The 17,822-nt window shown below is 68.0% G+C and carries 14 protein-coding genes, 1 tRNA gene and 1 riboswitch; of the genes, 7 read left to right on the top strand and 8 right to left on the bottom strand.

What is annotated here, in order from left to right:
- Positions 1-24: 24 nt before the first annotated feature.
- On the bottom strand, positions 25-1,581 hold the full coding sequence (locus tag H512_RS0113760; protein ID WP_026783952.1) for a sigma-54-dependent transcriptional regulator: 1,557 nt from the start codon (positions 1,579-1,581) through the stop codon (positions 25-27).
- Positions 1,582-1,764: 183 nt separating this feature from the next.
- Between H512_RS0113760 and H512_RS24015 the strand changes: the two genes are divergently transcribed.
- The 4 genes from H512_RS24015 (at position 1,765) to H512_RS0113740 (ending at position 6,972) form a co-directional block, all read left to right on the top strand.
- A complete protein-coding gene (locus H512_RS24015; RefSeq protein ID WP_084798486.1) occupies positions 1,765-3,618 on the top strand; it encodes a M3 family oligoendopeptidase in 1,854 nt (617 codons plus the stop codon).
- A gap of 320 nt (positions 3,619-3,938) precedes the next feature.
- Positions 3,939-5,072 carry a Re/Si-specific NAD(P)(+) transhydrogenase subunit alpha gene (locus H512_RS0113750; protein WP_026783951.1) on the top strand — a complete coding sequence of 378 codons (1,134 nt, stop codon included), beginning with the start codon at positions 3,939-3,941 and terminating at the stop codon, positions 5,070-5,072.
- A gap of 15 nt (positions 5,073-5,087) precedes the next feature.
- Positions 5,088-5,567 carry a proton-translocating transhydrogenase family protein gene (locus H512_RS0113745; protein ID WP_026783950.1) on the top strand — a complete coding sequence of 160 codons (480 nt, stop codon included), beginning with the start codon at positions 5,088-5,090 and terminating at the stop codon, positions 5,565-5,567.
- 10 nt (positions 5,568-5,577) lie between these two features.
- Entirely contained in the window at positions 5,578-6,972 is a 1,395-nt protein-coding gene (locus H512_RS0113740) for an NAD(P)(+) transhydrogenase (Re/Si-specific) subunit beta (protein ID WP_026783949.1), read from the top strand.
- Positions 6,973-7,035: 63 nt separating this feature from the next.
- Here the strand turns inward: H512_RS0113740 and H512_RS0113735 are convergent, their stop codons facing one another.
- Both H512_RS0113735 and mntR read right to left on the bottom strand, forming a co-directional pair.
- Entirely contained in the window at positions 7,036-8,421 is a 1,386-nt protein-coding gene (locus tag H512_RS0113735) for an MATE family efflux transporter (protein WP_026783948.1), read from the bottom strand.
- Between the two features lie 180 nt (positions 8,422-8,601).
- Positions 8,602-9,054, bottom strand: a complete 453-nt coding sequence (gene mntR / locus H512_RS0113730) for a manganese-binding transcriptional regulator MntR (RefSeq protein WP_156899491.1) — start codon at positions 9,052-9,054, stop codon at positions 8,602-8,604.
- Positions 9,055-9,556: 502 nt separating this feature from the next.
- On the opposite strand from mntR, the gene H512_RS0113725 reads away from it, so the two are divergent.
- Both H512_RS0113725 and H512_RS24010 read left to right on the top strand, forming a co-directional pair.
- Positions 9,557-10,882 (top strand): Nramp family divalent metal transporter, encoded by a 1,326-nt coding sequence (locus H512_RS0113725; RefSeq protein ID WP_053239865.1) that lies wholly within the window; start codon positions 9,557-9,559, stop codon positions 10,880-10,882.
- Positions 10,883-11,077: 195 nt separating this feature from the next.
- Positions 11,078-11,686, top strand: coding sequence for a redoxin domain-containing protein (locus tag H512_RS24010; protein ID WP_053239864.1), 609 nt, complete (start codon positions 11,078-11,080; stop codon positions 11,684-11,686).
- A 3-nt stretch (positions 11,687-11,689) separates the two neighbouring features.
- Here H512_RS24010 and H512_RS0113715 read toward each other — a convergent pair whose 3' ends face one another.
- Together H512_RS0113715 and H512_RS0113710 are read right to left on the bottom strand one after the other, a co-directional pair.
- Positions 11,690-12,622: an ABC transporter substrate-binding protein gene (locus tag H512_RS0113715; protein ID WP_026783945.1), complete on the bottom strand. Its 933-nt coding sequence runs from the start codon at positions 12,620-12,622 to the stop codon at positions 11,690-11,692.
- Positions 12,623-12,642: 20 nt separating this feature from the next.
- On the bottom strand, positions 12,643-13,419 hold the full coding sequence (locus H512_RS0113710) for an ABC transporter permease (RefSeq protein WP_036791720.1): 777 nt from the start codon (positions 13,417-13,419) through the stop codon (positions 12,643-12,645).
- A gap of 88 nt (positions 13,420-13,507) precedes the next feature.
- A riboswitch (TPP riboswitch) is annotated at positions 13,508-13,622 on the bottom strand.
- Between the two features lie 245 nt (positions 13,623-13,867).
- Here H512_RS0113710 and H512_RS0113700 point away from each other — a divergent pair.
- Positions 13,868-13,943 (top strand) — tRNA-Glu (locus tag H512_RS0113700).
- A gap of 166 nt (positions 13,944-14,109) precedes the next feature.
- On the opposite strand, the gene H512_RS0113695 is transcribed toward H512_RS0113700, so the two are convergent.
- The 3 genes from H512_RS0113695 to H512_RS0113685 all read right to left on the bottom strand — a co-directional run bounded on the left by H512_RS0113695 (position 14,110) and on the right by H512_RS0113685 (position 17,771).
- A complete protein-coding gene (locus H512_RS0113695) occupies positions 14,110-15,132 on the bottom strand; it encodes an ABC transporter permease (protein ID WP_425414179.1) in 1,023 nt (340 codons plus the stop codon).
- On the bottom strand, positions 15,116-16,693 hold the full coding sequence (locus H512_RS0113690; RefSeq protein ID WP_084798485.1) for a sugar ABC transporter ATP-binding protein: 1,578 nt from the start codon (positions 16,691-16,693) through the stop codon (positions 15,116-15,118). Before H512_RS0113690 ends, H512_RS0113695 begins: the two co-directional genes overlap by 17 nt.
- Before the next feature lie 94 nt (positions 16,694-16,787).
- Positions 16,788-17,771: a sugar ABC transporter substrate-binding protein gene (locus tag H512_RS0113685; protein WP_245585412.1), complete on the bottom strand. Its 984-nt coding sequence runs from the start codon at positions 17,769-17,771 to the stop codon at positions 16,788-16,790.
- Positions 17,772-17,822: the final 51 nt, after the last annotated feature.

Here is a 17,822-nt window from a genome sequence, read left to right as displayed (position 1 = left end):
CAAAAGTCGATTACGTGCTTTTTGTTACTCGGCGGCCACACCCGCGTCGTCGTCGCCGGTTGCAAGCCCGTATTCCTTGAGCTTGCGGTAGAGCGTCGAGCGGCCGATGCCGAGCCGGCGCGCCACCTCGGCCATGCGGCCGCCGTAGTGGTCGATGGCGAGGCGGATCATCTCCTCCTCGATCTCGGTGAGCGGCCGGACGTGGCCGTCGTCGGCCAGCGAGCGCATGAAGCCGAAGGGCGCGGGGTCGCGATGGTCGGACACCGGCACGGCGACGCCGATCAGCCCGGCGTCGGAAACCGGCGCGGCGGCCGGCGGGCTCGCCGTTTCCACGACGATCGGCTCGGCCGGCGGCGGCGCGTCGGCGCCCTCGACGCGGCGGATGGCCGAGACATGGCCGGTCTGGGCGGCGATCTGCGGGAACTCGTCGACAGTCAGTTCGCCGCCGTCGCAGAGGATGACGGCGCGGAACACGGCGTTTTCGAGCTGGCGGATGTTGCCCGGCCAGTTGAAGGCCGAGAGCATGGCGACGGCGTCGGGCCGGATGCCGGCGATGCGCCGCTTGCCTTCCTCGGCGGCGAAGCGGGAGACGAAGTGCTCGACCAAGAGCGGGATGTCCTCGCGGCGGTCGCGGAGCGGCGGCACGAAGATCGGGTAGACGTTGAGCCGGTAGTAGAGGTCCTCGCGGAAGCGGCCTTCTTTCACCATGTCGAGGAGGCGGCGGTTGGTGGCCGAGATCAGCCGGAAATCGACCTTCTGGCTGCGGCGGGCGCCGACCGGCTCGATCTCGCCCTCCTGGATGGCGCGCAGCAGCTGCACCTGCACTTCGAGCGGCAGCTCGCCGACCTCGTCGAGGAACAGCGTGCCGGTGTGCGCCTCCTGGAACTTGCCGGTGTGGCGGTCGACGGCGCCGGTGAAGGCGCCCTTCTCGTGGCCGAACAGCGTGCTCTGGACGAGGTTCTCGGGGATGGCGCCGCAGTTGACGGTGACGAAGGGCTTGGTCTTCCGGTCGGAGGCGCCCTGGATGGCGCGGGCCACCAGCTCCTTGCCGACGCCGCTCTCGCCCTCGATCAGGATCGGGATGCCGGAGGTGGCGGCGCGCTCGCCGAGGCGCAGCACGCGGGCCATTTCCGGGCTGCGGGTGATGATGTCGCGGAAGGTCAGGCCGGCGGCGACCGGCCGGCGGGCGCGACGGATCTCGCCTTCGAGGGCGGTGACCTTCAAGGCGTTCTGGATGGAGACGGCCAGCCGCTCGTGGTTGACCGGCTTGACGATGAAGTCGAAGGCGCCGGCCCGCATGGCGCCGACCACCGTGTCGATCGAACCGCGCGAGGTCTGGACGATCACCGGCAGCGTCTCGCCGGCCTTGGCGAGGCGTTCGAGCACCGCCATGCCGTCGAGGTCGGGCATGACGAGGTCGAGGATCATCAACTGGAAGTCGCCCCGCGCCGCGGCGAGCATGGCGAGCCCGGCCTCGCCGCCGTCGGCGGTGACCGGCTCGTGTCCGAAGCGCCTGACCGCCTCCTCCAGGAGACGGCGCTGGATCGGATCGTCGTCGACGATCAGAATGCGACCGGCCATGCGTTAGTCCGTCCTTCCGCGGCTGTGCCAATTCGGGGCACTGTGCCCGGCGAAGGGTTAAGGGGAGGTTATGCGCCGGCCGCCGCCCACCGGTTTTTCGCCGTCCTGACGGTTGATTGACGAGGGGCATAGCACGTAGTCTTGCGCATGGGCGCGTTGCGCCAAACCTGGAGTTGTCGTTCGATGATCCGTTCCCGTCTCCCCCGTCCGCTGTTCCATCCCACCGACGTCGGCGCCGCCGCCGAGGCGCTGCCGGAATGGGATCTCACGGCGCTCTACGCCTCGCCCGAGGACCCGGCCATCGAGCGCGACCTCGGGCTGGCGGCCGACGCCGCCCGCGACCTCGCCGGCCGGGCCAAGGGCAAGCTGGCCGGTCTCCTGGCGACCTCGGGCGGTGCCGCCGCCTTCGCGGCGCTGATCGCCGACTACGAGACGCTTCAGGACCTGATGGGCCGGGTGATGTCCTATGCGGGCCTCCTTTATTCCGGCGACACCACCGATCCCCAGCGCATGAAGTTCTACGGCGACGTGCAGGAGAAGATTACCGCCATCTCCTCGGGCCTGTTGTTCTTCGAGCTGGAGATCAACCGCATCGACGACGGCCTGATCGAGGCCGGTTTCGCCGACCCGGCGCTCGCCCACTACCGGCCGTGGCTGACCGACATCCGCCTCGACAAGCCCTACCAGCTTGAGGACCGGGTGGAGGAGCTGTTCCACGAGAAGTCGATCACCGCCTATTCGGCCTGGAATCGCCTGTTCGACGAGACGATCGCCTCCTTGCGCTTCCCCGTCGGCGGCGAGGAGCTGACCATCGAGCCGACGCTGCACCTCCTCCAGGAAGCCGACCCCGGCAAGCGGAAGGCGGCGGCGGAAGCGCTCGGCGAGGTGTTCGGCAAGAACATCGGCATCTTCGCCCGCATCACCAACACGCTGGCCAAGGACAAGGAAATCTCCGACCGCTGGCGCGGCTTCAAGGACATCGCCGATTCGCGCCATCTCGCCAACCGCGTCGAGCGGGAGGTGGTCGACGCGCTGGTCGAGGCGGTGCGGGCGGCCTATCCGCGGCTCAGCCACCGCTACTACAAGCTGAAGGCCAAGTGGATGGGCGGCGACAGCATGCCCTACTGGGACCGTAACGCGCCGCTGCCGGGCGCCGTCACCCGCTACGTGTCGTGGCCGGAGGCCAAGGCGACGGTGCTCGACGCCTATGGCCGCTTCTCGCCCGACATGGCGGCCATCGCCGGCCGCTTCTTCGACGAGCGTTGGATCGACGCGCCGGTCAGGCCGGGCAAGTCGCCGGGCGCCTTCGCCCATCCCACCGTGCCGTCGGCGCATCCTTACGTGCTCGTCAACTACCTCGGCCGCACCCGCGACGTGATGACGCTCGCCCACGAACTCGGCCACGGCGTGCATCAGGTGCTGGCCGGCCGGCAGGGGGCGCTGATGGCGCCGACGCCGCTGACGCTGGCCGAGACCGCCTCGGTGTTCGGCGAGATGCTGACCTTCCGGGCGCTGCTCGACAAGGCGGCGACGCCGGCCGAGAAGCGGACGCTCTTGGCCTCCAAGATCGAGGACATGCTCAACACCGTGGTGCGGCAGATCGCCTTCTATTCCTTCGAGCGAAAGGTGCACGCCGCCCGCCGCGAGGGCGAGCTGACCGCCGAGCGGATCAACGAGGCCTGGCTCTCCGTGCAGGGCGAAAGCCTCGGGCCGGCCATCACCTTCGGGCCGGGCTACGAGACCTTCTGGGCCTATATCCCGCATTTCATCCACTCGCCGTTCTACGTCTACGCCTATGCCTTCGGCGACTGCCTGGTGAACTCGCTCTACGCGGTGTTCCAGCAGGCCGAGGCCGGCTTCCAGGCGAAGTATTTCGCCATGCTGGAGGCCGGCGGCACCAAGCACCACAAGGAACTGCTCGCCCCGTTCGGCCTCGACGCCGGCGACCCCGGCTTCTGGCAGATGGGCCTCTCGGTGATCGAGCGGATGATCGGCGAACTCGAAACGCTCGACGCGGAAATCGCCCGGCAAGGGTAAATCCGCCCCGGAAGTGGCGGCGCGGCGTATATAAGTATTCGCGCGGAAACCGATGAACCCGCCGGGCGACCGGCGGGTTTTCCCTTTTCATTCAATCGATTACGGTCTGTCGTCGCCCTGAGTGCCGCCTCCCGCTCTTGGGGTGCCTCCGAATGTTCCGAATGTTACGTTGCATTACGCAAGGAAAAGGCTCTAGGAGGATTTGCGGAGGTCCGGCCGGCCCCGGCCCATGTTCCTGGGAAGGAGAGCGTGGGGGAAGGGAAGCCCCGCAAGGCGGTTCCCTTCGGTGCCGGTAGAGCGAGACACCCTGGAGAAGATCAATGAAGATTGCGGTGTTGAAGGAACCCGATCCGGAGGAAGGGCGCGTCGCCATCACCCCCGAAACGGCCAAGCGATTCATCGGCCTCGGTGCCACGGTGCTGGTGGAGACCGGGGCGGGGCTGAGGTCGCTCATTCTCGATTTCGACTATTCGATGGTCGGCGCCGTCGTGACCGAAACGGCCGCCGACGCGGTGCGCGAGGCCGACGTCGTGCTGACGGTGCGGCGGCCGTCGCAGGACGTGCTCGCCCATCTCAAGACGGGGGCGCTGGCCATCGCCATGATGGACCCCTATGGCGACGATGCCGCCATCAAGGCGATGGCCGACACCGGCGTCACCGCCTTCGCCATGGAGTTCATGCCGCGCATCACCCGCGCCCAGGTGATGGACGTTCTGTCGAGCCAGGCCAACCTTGCCGGCTATCAGGCGGTGATCGACGCCGCCTACGAATACGGCCGCGCCTTTCCGATGATGATGACGGCGGCCGGCACCGTGCCGGCGGCCCGCGTCTTCGTGATGGGCGCCGGCGTCGCCGGCCTGCAGGCGATCGCCACCGCCCGCCGGCTCGGCGCCGTGGTGACGGCGACCGACGTCCGCCCGGCCGCCAAGGAGCAGGTGGAAAGCCTCGGCGCCAAGTTCGTCGCCGTCGAGGACGAGGAGTTCAAGCAGGCCGAGACGGCGGCCGGCTATGCCAAGCCGATGTCGGCCGAATACCAGGCCAAGCAGGCGGCGCTGGTGGCCGAGCACATCAAGAAGCAGGATATCGTCATCACCACGGCGCTGATCCCCGGCCGGCCGGCGCCGCGCCTGGTCTCCGCCGACATGGTGAAGTCGATGAAGCCCGGCTCGGTGCTGGTCGACCTCGCTGTCGAGCGCGGCGGCAACGTCGAGGGTTCGAAGCCCGGCGAGGTGACGACGACGCCGGAGGGCATCCGCATCGTCGGCCACCGCAACGTCGCTGGCCGCATCGCCGCCACCGCCTCCCAGCTCTACGCCAAGAACCTCTTCGCCTTCGTCGAGACGCTGATCGACAAGAAGGAGAAGGTTCTCGCCGTCAACTGGGACGACGAACTCGTCAAGGCGACCGCGCTGACGCGCGACGGCGCCGTCATCCATCCCGCTTTCCTGAACTGACGCGGAGACCATCCGATGTCCTCGATTCTCACGGCCGATCAGGCCCTCGAACAGGCGCGACAGGCCGCCCGCGCCGCCGCCGAGGCGGCACGCGCCGCCGAAGCCGCCGCCAATGCCGCCGCCGATGCCGTGGCGTCCGGCCAGGCCGGCGCCGCCGCCGACGCGGCCGGCGCCGCCGCCCACGCCCTGTCGGGCGGCGTCATCGACCCGTTCGTCTTCCGCCTCTCCATCTTCGTGCTGGCGATCTTCGTCGGCTACTACGTGGTGTGGTCGGTGACGCCGGCGCTGCACACGCCCTTGATGGCGGTGACCAACGCCATCTCCTCGGTGATCATCGTCGGCGCGCTTCTGGCGGTCGGCGTCGAGTTCATGGCGCCCGGCACCGGCGTGTCGCGCGGCTTCGGCTTCGTCGCCGTGGTGCTCGCCTCGGTGAACATCTTCGGCGGCTTCCTGGTCACCAGCCGCATGCTCGCCATGTACAAGAAGAAGCACTGAGGGGACGGTCATGACAGCCAATCTTTCCGCCGTCCTCTATCTGGTCTCGGGCGCCCTGTTCATCCTGGCGCTGCGCGGCCTCTCCAGCCCGGTGACGGCCCGGCGCGGCAATCTTCTCGGCATGCTGGGCATGGCGATCGCCATCCTGACGACGCTCGCCTCGATCAAGCCGTCGTTCGGCGCCTATGCGCTGATCGTCGTCGGTCTGATCATCGGCGGCGGCGCCGGCGCCTACATCGCCCGCAAGATCGCCATGACGGCCATGCCGCAGTTGGTCGCCGCCTTCCACTCGCTCGTCGGCCTCGCCGCCGTGCTGGTGGCCGCCGCCGCGCTCTATGCGCCGGAGGCGTTCGGCATCGGCCTGCCCGGCTCGATCCACGGCCAGGCTCTGGTCGAGATGAGCCTTGGCGTCGCCATCGGCGCCGTCACCTTCACCGGCTCGGTGATCGCCTTCCTCAAGCTCGACGGCCGGATGAGCGGCAAGCCGATCATGCTGCCGTTCCGCCACGTGATCAACGGGGCGCTGGCCGTGCTCCTCGTCGTGCTGATCGTCGTGCTGGTCAACACCGAGAGCCATCTGGTGTTCTGGGCGATCGTGCTGGTGTCGCTGGCCTTCGGCGGCCTGATCATCATCCCGATCGGCGGCGCCGACATGCCGGTGGTCGTGTCGATGCTGAACAGCTACTCGGGCTGGGCGGCGGCCGGCATCGGCTTCACGCTGGGCAATACGGCGCTGATCGTCACCGGCGCGCTGGTCGGCTCGTCGGGCGCCATCCTCAGCTACATCATGTGCAAGGGCATGAACCGCTCGTTCATCTCGGTGATCCTCGGCGGCTTCGGCGGCGAGACGGCCGGGCCGGCCGGCGCGGTGGAGCAGCGGCCAATCAAGCAGGGTTCGGCCGAGGACGCCGCCTTCATCATGAAGAACGCCTCCAAGGTGATCATCGTGCCCGGCTACGGCATGGCGGTGGCCCAGGCCCAGCACGCGCTCAGGGAGATGGCCGACAAGCTGAAGGCCGAGGGCGTCGAGGTGAAATACGCCATCCACCCGGTGGCCGGCCGCATGCCCGGCCACATGAACGTGCTGCTCGCCGAGGCGTCGGTGCCCTATGACGAGGTGTTCGAGCTTGAGGACATCAACTCGGAGTTCGCGCAGGCCGACGTCGCCTTCGTCATCGGCGCCAACGACGTCACCAACCCCGCCGCCAAGACCGACAAGACCTCGCCGATCTACGGCATGCCGATCCTCGACGTCGAGAAGGCGGGCACCGTGCTGTTCGTGAAACGCGGCATGGGCTCGGGCTACGCCGGCGTCGAGAACGAACTGTTCTTCCGCGACAACACCATGATGCTGTTCGCCGACGCCAAGAAGATGGTGGAGAACATCGTCAAGAACCTCGAATGAGGCGCGCGACGAATTGAGATGAGGAAGGGCCGTCGCGGCAACCCGCGGCGGCCCTTTCGTTTCTCAGGCGGCCGTCGCGTGGAAGAGGCCCCAGGCGAGGCGGCGGCGACGGGCGTTCCAGACGAGGAGCGCCGCCACCACGGCCAGCATGGCGACGTCGCCGACCGGATAGGCGATCCAGATGCCGATCTCGCCGGCCGCGAAGGGCAACAGCGCCAGGAGCGGCAGGCCGATGACATAGGTGCGGACGAGGTTGAGGATGGCCGCGCTGCCGGCCATGCCGAGCGCCTGGTAGTAGGCGCCGAGGATCATCAGCGGCGCCGACAGCACGTAGGTGACCGTGGTGATCGGCATGACCCGCGCCACCTCGGCGATCACCCTGGCATCGTCGACGAACCAGCCGCCGACCGGCCGGGCCAGCAGCACGAACACCGCCTCGAAGGCGGCGGCGTAGACCACGGCGGCGCCGAAGGCGATCTTCAGCGTCGCCCGCACCCGGTCGCCGCGGCCGGCGCCGAAGTTGTTGCCGGCGATCGACTGGCAGGCCATGGAGACGCCGAGCAGCGGCAGGAAGGCGAAGGTCATGATGCGGGTGACGACGCCGTAGGCGGCGACCGTGGCGGCCGGATCGGCGGTCGACCAGAGCTGGATGTCGGCGATGATCAGGCCGCTCGACAGGCTGATGCCGAGAAGGCCCAGCGACGGCGGCGCGCCGAGGGCGAGTATTTCCTTCCAGTTGCCGATCAGCGAGCCGGTGCCGCGGGCGTAGAGCGGCAGCCGCGTCCGGCCGGTGAGGCGGAGCCAGACGACGACGGCGATCGCCACCGTCTGCGCCAGCACCGTGCCGGCGGCCGAACCGGCGACGCCGAGGCCGAACGGGCCGATCAGGATGTAGTTGAAGACGATGTTGAGCAGCGTCACGCCGATGGCCACCAGCGCCATGGTGCCGACCTTGCCCTCCGAGCGCAGGGCGTCGCCCTGGATCGACAGGAAGAAGCTCATCGGCGAGAACACCACCATGATGGCGGTGAAGACGAAGCCCATGCGGGCGATCTCGGGATCGCCCTCCGACAGCGCGCCCGTCAGCGGTCCGCCGGCGAAGATGAGCGCGACGATCAGCAGGCCGCAGACGACGGCGGCCATGAGGCTGGCGGCGTTGACGCTGCCCTCGGCGGCGCCGATGTCGCCGGCGCCGATCCGGCGGCCGACGATCGACGCCATGCCCGACGACACCATGCTCTGCAAGGCGACGATCAGCATCATCACCGGGAACATCAGCGTCACGGCGGTCAGCGCCTTGGGGCCGGCGAGGCGGCCGAGCAGCAGGGCGTCGACCACGGTGTAGAGGCCGCTCACCGTCATGAACAGCACGATCGGCGCGGCGGTGCGCAGGAAGACCCGCGTCAGCGAGCCGTGGAGATAGGGATTCGTCTGGTCTCGGTCGGACATGACCTCGCCTCCTGGTGCGCTCCAGCAACGAGATGAGGGGCCCGCATTGCCGCACGTCGGAGCGCGAAGACCGATGGAGACGAAAGGCTGGCTTCACCATTGATGCGGGCGGCCGGCGCCAGCGACCGGACGGGGAAGTAGAACCTCGCGGGGTGGTTGTCAATGCCGGGGCCGGCCGCCTCAGTCCTTGCCGGCGAGATAGGCCTCGAAGGCCTTCAGCGTCGTCTCGGAGACGTAGTGCTCCATGCCCTCGGCGTCCATCTCGGCGGCCTCCGGCGGCACGCCGACGGCGAGCAGCAGGCGGACGACCAGCCGGTGGCGGGCCTTCACCCGTTGCGCCATGGCGGCGCCGGCCTCGGTGAGGAACACGCCGCGATAGGGACGGGAGACGACGAGGCCCTCGCGCTTCAGCCGGAGCACCGCCTTGTTGGCCGTCGGATGGGTGACGCCGAGGCGGCGGGCGATGTCGGTGATGCGCGCCTCGCCGAACTCCTCGGCGAGGTCGGCGATCAGCTCGGTATAGTCCTCGAACAGCGCCGTCGAGCGGTTGGCGCGGGCGTTGGTGAAGCGGTCGGCGTCGCTCGCCCCCGGCGGGGTGTCCTCTTCGGAGGCGGGCAGATCTTCCTTCGACATGGCTTCGGTCCTCGTTGCCGGCGGATTTTCTCCGCTCCCTCCCGGCGGAATCGCCTCGCTTCCTTCCGGTGGCACACTATGCAGCCCCGGCTACGATTTGCAATCGACAATCAGAGGCAAGGGGGCAAGGGCGGCGGTAGAACAAAGGTGGTAACGGTCGGGGTGGAGGTGGCAGCGAGGCGAGCGGAGGCGGCATGCGCGCGGAATCGCCGACCTCGTCGGGTCGGAGCGTTTGCTCCAGCCGCCGCTGTGGTGGCGTCGGCATGGCACCCACGTCGCCGACGCCCTGCCTCGTCGGAGGCGGGCAGGGCGCGGACCCTCAAGGTTCCGTCGAAGGCGAGCGTAGCACGGACCTGCCGGGCCTGTCCGTCATCGAGCCAACGCCCTCCAGGGAACCATCGGCGAACGGCACAGTTTTTATTGCAAGTCACTCGCAATTCGCTTGACGGAAATGTAGCCTTTGCTATATTTCAGGGCGTAGGTAACTCCCTAGGTGTTCGCGATGTCCGTCGTTTCCCAGTCCACCCTTGGTACTCTTCCCACCGGAATGACCAATCGCACATCGACCGTCATCGGCGAGGTGCTGGCCGGCCGGCTGAAGGGACCCAGGGCGATGCTGGCCTTCGTCGGCCCGGCGGTGATCGCCTCGATCGCCTACATGGACCCCGGCAACTACGCCACCAACATCGCCGCCGGTGCCGGCTACGGCTACGCGCTGATCTGGGTGGTGGTGCTGGCCAACCTCGTCGCCATGCTGTTCCAGGCGCTGTCGGCCAAGCTCGGCATCGTCACCGGCCGCAACCTCGCCGAAATGAGCCGCGACCACTTCCCCTTCCCGGTGGTGGTCGTCATGTGGATCGTCGCCGAGATCGCCGCCATGGCCACCGACCTCGCCGAGTTCCTGGGCGGGGCGATCGGCCTGTCGCTGCTGTTCGGCACCTCGCTCCTCACCGGCATGGCGATCACCGCCGTCGTCACCTATGCCCTCCTGATGTTCGATCGCGGCGGCTACCGGCCGATGGAACTGATCATCGGCGGCCTCGTCGGCGTCATCGGCGTCAGCTACCTGATCGAGATGGTGATCGCCCCGGTCGACTGGGCGGCGGCCGGCGTCGGCGCCATCACCCCCGTGCTGCCGGACGCCGGTGCCCTGACGCTGGCCGTCGGCATCATCGGCGCCACCGTCATGCCGCACGCCGTCTACCTGCACTCCGGCCTCACCCAGCACCGGGCGCCCGTCCGCAACGAGGGCGAGCGGAAGAAGGTGCTGAAGTTCTCCAACATCGAAGTGGTGGCCGCCCTCGCCGTGGCCGGCCTCGTCAACATCGCCATGGTGATGATGGCCGCCTCGGCCTTCCACGCCGGCCACAGCGACGTTGCCGAGATCGAAACCGCCTATCACACCCTGACCCCGCTGCTGGGTGGCGCCGCCGCCGCCGTATTCCTGGTGTCGCTGATCGCCTCGGGCGTCTCCTCGTCGGTGGTCGGCACCATGGCCGGGCAGATGATCATGCAGGGCTTCGTCCGCATCGAGATCCCGGTGATCCTGCGTCGCCTCGTCACCATGCTGCCGGCCTTCGCGGTGGTGGCGGCCGGCGTCAACGCCACCGAGGCGCTGGTGATCAGTCAGGTTGTGCTGTCGCTGTCGCTGCCGGTGCCGATGATCGCGCTGGTGCTGCTCACCCGCCGCGCCGACATCATGGGCCCCTATGCCAACAGCCGGCTGACCGACGGCCTCGCCATCGCGGCCACCGCCGCCGTGCTGGCGCTCAATGCCATCCTGGTGGCCATCGCCCTCGGGCTGGATATCCCCGGCCTCGCCGGCTGATCGGCCGCCTCTGCCCGGTTTTCAGGCTCCAACGCAAGACTTATGCCGATTTTCCGGCATCCTCCGCGAAACGTGATGGCCGGCTTCTTTCCCCGTGAACGCGCAATTAGCAGATTAGAACGGTTGCCAAGAGTGGCGATTGGCGCCATTCCTGTCGTATACCCATGCGGCAAGCCCTGCGAGTAGCGCGTTCCGATGTCCACCTCCGCCCGTCTCATCCCGAACCATCCGGTTCCCCCGCTCAGGGTGGAGACCGTCGGCGGTCCGTGCTGGCGGCTGTGCGACCAGAAGCCCAAGCATTTCACGCTGGTGCTGTTCTATCGCGGTCTGCATTGCTCCTTCTGCAAGGCGCAGCTGCAGGCCTACGAGGCGCGTTACGAGGAATTCCGCAAGCTCGGCGTGCGCGTGCTGGCCATCTCGGCGGACAGTCTCGAGCGGGCCGAGCAGGCGGCGCGCGACTGGCATCTCGACGAACTGACGGTCTGCTGGGGGCTGACGCTCGACCAGGCGCGCGATTGGGGCCTCTATCTCAGCGAAGGACACGGCAAGATCATCGACGGCGTCGAGGAGCCCGACTGGTATGTCGAGCCGGCGATGTTCTTCATCAAGCCCGACGGCCGCCTTTACGCCGGCATGGTCCAGACCATGCCGATGGCCCGTCCGCGCATCGACGACGTGCTGGCCGGCGTCCGCTTCGCCATCGACACCGATTTCGAGCCGCCCGGCGGCGCTGACGCTGAAGTGTGTCGCCACGACACCGGCTGCGCCGCGCCGATCAGGTTTCAGGCCGTCGGCAAGGTGTGAGCCTCACCTCAGTTCCACCGCGTAGGTCTCGACCGGCGGTACCTCTTTGACGAGGCCGGCATCCTTCATGAACCGCATGAACCGGTCGTAGCGGCCGGCGTCGAGCGCCGCCGGACGCTTGGCGAAGCGCGGCAGCGTGTCGGCCCAGGCGCGGCGGTTGAGGTCGTCGTCGAGGTCGGGGTGGGCCTTCACGAACAGCGCCCAGGCGTCGTCCGGGTGGTTGGTGAGGTAGATGGTCGCCTCCTCGACGGCGGCGAGGAACTCCGGCAGGCGCTTGTCGCCGACAAGATCCCGGTTCGCCACGTAGATCAGCTCGTCATAGGCCGGCATGCCGTGTTCCTCGGGGTAGAAGGCCAGACCCTCGTGCCCCTCGATCTTCATCTGGTTGAGTTCGAAATTGCGGTAGCCGCCGACCACCGCGTCGACCTGGCCGGCCAGCAGCGAGGCCGACAGCGCGAAATTGACGTTGACCAGCGTCACGTCGTCGAGCTTGAGGCCGGCGCTCTTCAGGAACTGGCCGAGCATGGCATCCTCGAAGCCGGACACCGAATAGCCGATGGTGCGGCCCTTGAGGTCGGAGAGCGTCTTCACCGGGCCGTCCTTCAGCACGATCAGCGTGTTGAGCGGCGTCTCGATCAGCGTGCCGAAGCGGACGAGCGGCAGGCCGGCGTCGACGTCGAGAGCGAGGCTCGGCTGGTAGTGCAGGGCGACGTCGGCCTTGCCGGCGGCGACGAGGCGCGGCGGCGCCGACGGGTCCGCCGGAACGACGAGGTCGACGTCGAGACCATGGGCGGCGAACAGCCCCTTCTCGGCGGCCACCACCAGCGGCGCGTGGTCGGGGTTGACGAACCAGTCGAGCAGCACGGTCAGCTTGTCGGCGGCGGCGGCCGGTGCCGCGGCGAGCACGAGAGCGGCAAGGGCGGGGAGAAGGCGCACGGGCGAAGTCCTTTCTTGTGTCAGTCTTTCTCGATCCAGGGAATGAGGCGGAGCATCAGCCGGTCGACGGCGATCTTGAGGAGCAGCGTCGCGGCGGCCAGCATGCCGAGGGCGGCGAACAACAGCGGCGTCTGCATGCGGGCGTTGGCCTGCACCATCAGAAGGCCGAGGCCGCGCGAGGCGCCGACCCACTCGCCGATCACCGCGCCGATCGGCGCGTAGACGGCGGCGACGCGGATGCCGGTGGTGAGCGCCGGCAGCGCCGCCGGCACGCGGATGAGCCGCAGCGTCCTGAGGCGGCCGGCGCCGTTGAGGCGGGCGAGGTCGAGGAAGTGCGGCGGCGTGCGGCGGAGGCCGTCGGCGAAGGCCGAGGCAACGGGGAAGAAGATGACCAGGCTGGTCATCACCACCTTGGAGGCGAGGCCGAAGCCGAACCACAGCACCAGGAGCGGCGCCAGCGCGAACACCGGCAGCGCCTGGCTGACCACCAGGATCGGCGACAGCAGCCGATGGAGGAGCGGCGAGGCGGAGGTGGCGAGCCCGGCGAGGATGCCGAAGGCGACGCCGGCGACAAGGCCGATCAGCGTCTCCAGCAGCGTGACGCCGGCTTCGGCAACAAGGCGCGAGCCGTAGGCGGCGTAGGCACCGACGACATCGGCCGGCGATGGCAGCAGAAAGGCGGGCAGGGCCAGGGCGCTCGCCGCCGCTTGCCAGAGGACGAGCACGACGCCGAAGGACAGCAGGGCCTGCACGGCGACGCCGCGGCCGGTCGCCAGGACAGTCTTTGAGCGCGCCATCGGACCCCCCGTCACATGTCGCCCCGCAAAGGGCGGCGGGCCGGCGGCGTCGGGGGAAGCATGGCCGATGGGCCGCGAGCAGCGCGGCGGGGCCATGAGGTTCCGTCCCTTCGCCGGTATGACCCGGATCAGGTTCGAAGGGTTCGATCCGCCACGCGGATCATCTCAGCCCTCCCGGATGGAGGACACCCCTCGGAACGGGCCTGTTATGGCCGCTGGCGGCGCCGATGTCCAGCGGCAAGTCGGCCGGGCGGGGGAATGACGCCGGCTGGAGCTGCGGGCGAAAGACGGCAATCCGCGCTCCGACCACCGGTCGGAGCGGCAAACCGGCAGCAGGATCAGATCCTTGGAGAATCGCCTTGGAAAGCCGGGCCGGAAAATGAAATTCCCGCTTGCGCTCTCCCACGGGCTTCGCTATATCCGCCCCACGCTTGCAAAAGCGCACCGCGCTCCCATCGTCTAGCGGTCTAGGACGTCGCCCTCTCACGGCGAAAACACCGGTTCGAGTCCGGTTGGGAGTGCCAAACATTTCACTCAGATCGACGCGATGAAGAGCGGTCGGCCGATGCGGTCGGCGGCGGTTTTCATTGCCCGTTTCGGACCGCCGCGATGGCGGCGAACCTATTGGCTCCGTCCGGCCTTTCGGCCGTGGAGTTCGGTGTGAGCGATGCCGTCGCGGCCGGGATTTCCTCAGCGCGACTCGAGCACGCGCAGCAGGCGGTTGCGATAGGTGTCGAGGACGACGGCGAGGACGATGACCGTGCCGATGACGATCGGCTTGACGTTGTCTTCGGCGCCGAGCAACTGCAGGCCGGTCGCCAGCACTTGCAGGATGCAGGCGCCGACCAGCGTGCCGATGATCGAGCCCTTGCCGCCCGACAGCGATGTGCCGCCGATGATCACCGCCGCGATGGCGTTGAGTTCGTAGCCGCTGCCGGCGATCGGGCTGCCGACATTGAGGCGCAACAGGTAGACCATGGCGGCGATGCCGGCGGTCAGCCCGCTCAGCGTGAACACGGCGATCTTGAAGACGCGGGGATTGTGGCCCGACAGGCGGACCGCCTCCTCGTTGGTGCCGATGGCGAAGACGAACCGGCCGAACACCGTGAAGCGCAGGATGAACCAGCCGATCAGGATGACGATGATCGCCACCAGGAAGATGGACGGGAAGACGCCGAAGTAGATCTCGTTGCCGAAATCGACGAAGGACTGCGGCAGGCCGGTGATGGTGGAGTTGCCCGACACCACGCGGGCGAGACCGCTCGCCACGTTGAGCATGCCGAGCGTGACGATGAAGGAGGGGACCTTCCAGGTCTCGCAGATCCAGCCGTTGACGGCACCGCAGGCGGCGCCCGTGGCCATGCAGGCGACAAGCGCCAGCGGGATCGATACCCAGGGCGACAGGCTCTCGTCGACCATGATGGTGGCGCCGATCACCGTGCACAATGCCAGAACCGAACCGACCGACAGATCGATGCCGCCGGTCAGGATGACGAAGGTCATGCCGGCGGCCAGCACGGTGTTGATGGCGATCTGCACGAAGATCTTCAGGAAGTTTTCCGGGGTCGCGAAATAGGGCGCGGTTGCCGAGAAGAACAGCACGATGATCACCAGCGCGATGGCAACCCCCGCTTCGCGCATGGAGATGCGCAGGACGTTGTCCCACACCGATCCGGTCTTGCGCCCGTCGGCGCGTTCAGTTCCCTCGGGCACGTCCATACTCCTCATAGGCAAGCGAGAGAATGCGGTTCTGGTCGAATTCGGCGCGCGGCACTTCGCCGGCGATGCGCCCCTTGGAGAAGACCAGGATGCGATGGCAGATCGACATCAGCTCCGGCAGGTCGGAGGACACCACCAGGATGCCCTTGCCCTCGGCGGCGAGGCGCCCCATCAACTCGTAGATCTCGGCCTTGGCGCCGACGTCGATGCCGCGCGTCGGCTCGTCGCAGATCAGCGCGCTCGAGCCGCGGTAGAGCCACTTGGCGATCACCACCTTCTGCTGGTTGCCGCCCGAGAAGGTGCCGACCTTGTGGAAGACGCTCGGCGTCTTGATGCGCAGGCCGGCGACCAGTCTTTTCGAGGCGGCGTTCTCCCCGGCGCGGTCGAGCAGCCCCCGGTGCGACAGGCGCCTGAGATCGGTGATGGTGATGTTCTCGGCGCAGCTCATGTCGAGCAGCAGGCCCTGCTGCTTGCGATCCTCGGTCATCAGGCAGATGCCGGCGGCGACCGCATCCTTGGGCGAGGCGATGGTGACGGGGCGACCGCCGACGCTGATGGTACCGGCCGCCCTGGGATCGGCGCCGAAGATGGCCCGCACGGCTTCGGTGCGGCCGCTGCCGACCAGACCGGCGATGCCGACGATTTCGCCCCGCTGTACCGAGAAGCCGATCGGCGGGCTGGTTTCGGTCAGGCGAAGGTTCTCGACGGCCAGCGCCTCGCCCGACGGCTGGACGTCGTCGCGAAACACCCCCTGATCCTCGATGGTGCGGCCCACCATCAGGCGCACGATATCGGGAATGCCGAGCCCCTGAAGCGGCCGCGTCGTCACATGCTGGCCATCGCGCAGCACGGTGACGCGATCGCCCACTTCGTAGATCTCCTGCAGGCGATGCGAAATGTAGAGCGTCGTGACGTTGCGCGCCTTGAGGCGGTGCAGGATCTCGAACAGCCGGTCGACCTCCTTCGAGGTCAGCGTCGCCGTCGGCTCGTCCAGCACCAGCAACTTGCTCTCATGGGCGAGCGCCTTGGCGATCTCCACCAGCTGCATCTGCGCGACGCCGAGCCGGCTGACGAGGGTCGACGGGGAGATGTCCAGGCCGACCTCCGACAGCAGTTCGGTAGCGCGGCGATTCATCTCGCGGAAATTGACGAGGCCACGCCGGCTCGGCAGCCGCTCGAACAGCAGGTTCTCGGCCACCGTCAGGTTGGAGAGCAGATTGAGTTCCTGGTGGACGACGCGGATGCCCTTGCTGAACGCTTCGAGCGGCGAGGCCGGGCGATAGGGCGCACCATCGAACCAGATGCTCCCCTCGTCGGGCGGAAACAGGCCGCCGAGCAGGTTGATCAGCGTCGACTTGCCGGCGCCGTTCTCGCCGAGCAAGACGTGCCCCTCGCCGCGCCGGACCTCGAAGCTGACGTCGCGCAGGGCGACGACGCCCGGAAAACGCTTGCCGACGCCCTGGAGCCTGAGGATCGGCCCGGCGGTTCTGTCCTGCCCCGGCGCCGCCGAGAGGTGATCGGCGTCCGGCGCCGTCTCGTTGAGGTCTGTGGTCATGGATGAAGCACGCTGAATGCGCCGACGCGCCGGGAACGGAACCCGGCGCGGGGAATACCCGCGCCGGGCCGGAGATCGTACCAGCGGCAACCGGTCAGAGATCGGCGGCGGTGATCAGCTTGATGTCGGTCTTGACCCAGCCGGTGAACGTCTCGCCGGCCATCTGGCGCAGACCGTAGTCGATGCCCATGGCGGCCATCTTGGCGCCGTACTGCTCGACGGTGGCCAGCATCTTGCCGGCCTTGATCAGCGGCTGCACGGCGGGGATGTTGTCGAAGCCGACCACCTTGATCTTGCCGGCGAGGCCGGCGCTGTCGAGCGCCTTGACGACGCCGAGGGCCATGGAATCGTTGGCGGCCATGACGCCCTGGATGTCGTTGTACTTCGTCAGGAAGTTGGTCATCAGCGTGTTGGCTTCCTCGGTTTCCCAATGGGCCGTCTTGCTGTCGAGCAGTTGCAGCTTGCCAGCGGCGACGGCGTCGTCGAAGCCCTTCTTGCGCTGCTGGGCGTTGTCGGCCTCCGGATTGCCCTCCAGGATGACCACCTTGCCGCCTTCGCCGAGGTCCTTGGCCAGCGCATTGCCGGCCAGAAGGGCGCCTTCGCGGTTGTCGGGCCCGAAGAAGGCGAGATCGATGCCCGCCTTCTTCTTGGCTTCCTGATCAAGCTCGACGTCGATGTTGATGACGACGACGCCGGCCTTCACCGCCTTGGCCAGCGGGGTGACCATGGCCTTGGAATCGGCCGGGGCGACGACGATGATGTCGTACTTCTGGGTGACGAAATTCTCGACCGCATCCACCTGGGCCGCAAAGTCGCGCTCGTCCTTCATGCCGACGGCCTTAAAGTCGAACTTGTCCTTGTTCTCGTCCGCGTATTTCTCGGCGCCGGCCTGCATCTGCTTGAAGAACTCGTTGGCGAGCGACTTCATCACCAGGCCAACCTTGGGCTTCTTGTCCGCCGCGAACACCGGCAGCGCACCCGAGACCAGAACCAGCGACCCGGCGGCGCCGGCCACCAGCAACTGGCGGCGGCTTACGCCGAACAGAGTCCGGCCGTCCGAAGAAAATGAAGTCATCATGTCCTCCCAAGCGAACGTTTTCTTTGAGCCAGACCCATGTACGGCCCGATG

This window comes from Pleomorphomonas koreensis DSM 23070, from assembly GCF_000425185.1.
Lineage (GTDB): Bacteria > Pseudomonadota > Alphaproteobacteria > Rhizobiales > Pleomorphomonadaceae > Pleomorphomonas > Pleomorphomonas koreensis.
This window is presented reverse-complemented; position numbering and strand designations above follow the sequence as displayed.

Bases quoted from the DNA above. Each gene is read 5' to 3' on its own strand.
- H512_RS0113745 (WP_026783950.1), top strand. From the start codon at position 5,088: ATGTCCTCGATTCTCACGGCCGATCAGGCCCTCGAACAGGCGCGACAG.
- H512_RS0113760 (WP_026783952.1), bottom strand. From the start codon at position 1,581: ATGGCCGGTCGCATTCTGATCGTCGACGACGATCCGATCCAGCGCCGT.
- H512_RS0113690 (WP_084798485.1), bottom strand. From the start codon at position 16,693: ATGACCACAGACCTCAACGAGACGGCGCCGGACGCCGATCACCTCTCG.
- H512_RS0113740 (WP_026783949.1), top strand. From the start codon at position 5,578: ATGACAGCCAATCTTTCCGCCGTCCTCTATCTGGTCTCGGGCGCCCTG.
- H512_RS0113750 (WP_026783951.1), top strand. From the start codon at position 3,939: ATGAAGATTGCGGTGTTGAAGGAACCCGATCCGGAGGAAGGGCGCGTC.
- H512_RS0113710 (WP_036791720.1), bottom strand. From the start codon at position 13,419: ATGGCGCGCTCAAAGACTGTCCTGGCGACCGGCCGCGGCGTCGCCGTG.
- H512_RS24010 (WP_053239864.1), top strand. From the start codon at position 11,078: ATGTCCACCTCCGCCCGTCTCATCCCGAACCATCCGGTTCCCCCGCTC.
- H512_RS0113735 (WP_026783948.1), bottom strand. From the start codon at position 8,421: ATGTCCGACCGAGACCAGACGAATCCCTATCTCCACGGCTCGCTGACG.
- H512_RS0113725 (WP_053239865.1), top strand. From the start codon at position 9,557: ATGTCCGTCGTTTCCCAGTCCACCCTTGGTACTCTTCCCACCGGAATG.
- mntR (WP_156899491.1), bottom strand. From the start codon at position 9,054: ATGTCGAAGGAAGATCTGCCCGCCTCCGAAGAGGACACCCCGCCGGGG.
- H512_RS24015 (WP_084798486.1), top strand. From the start codon at position 1,765: ATGATCCGTTCCCGTCTCCCCCGTCCGCTGTTCCATCCCACCGACGTC.
- H512_RS0113685 (WP_245585412.1), bottom strand. From the start codon at position 17,771: ATGATGACTTCATTTTCTTCGGACGGCCGGACTCTGTTCGGCGTAAGC.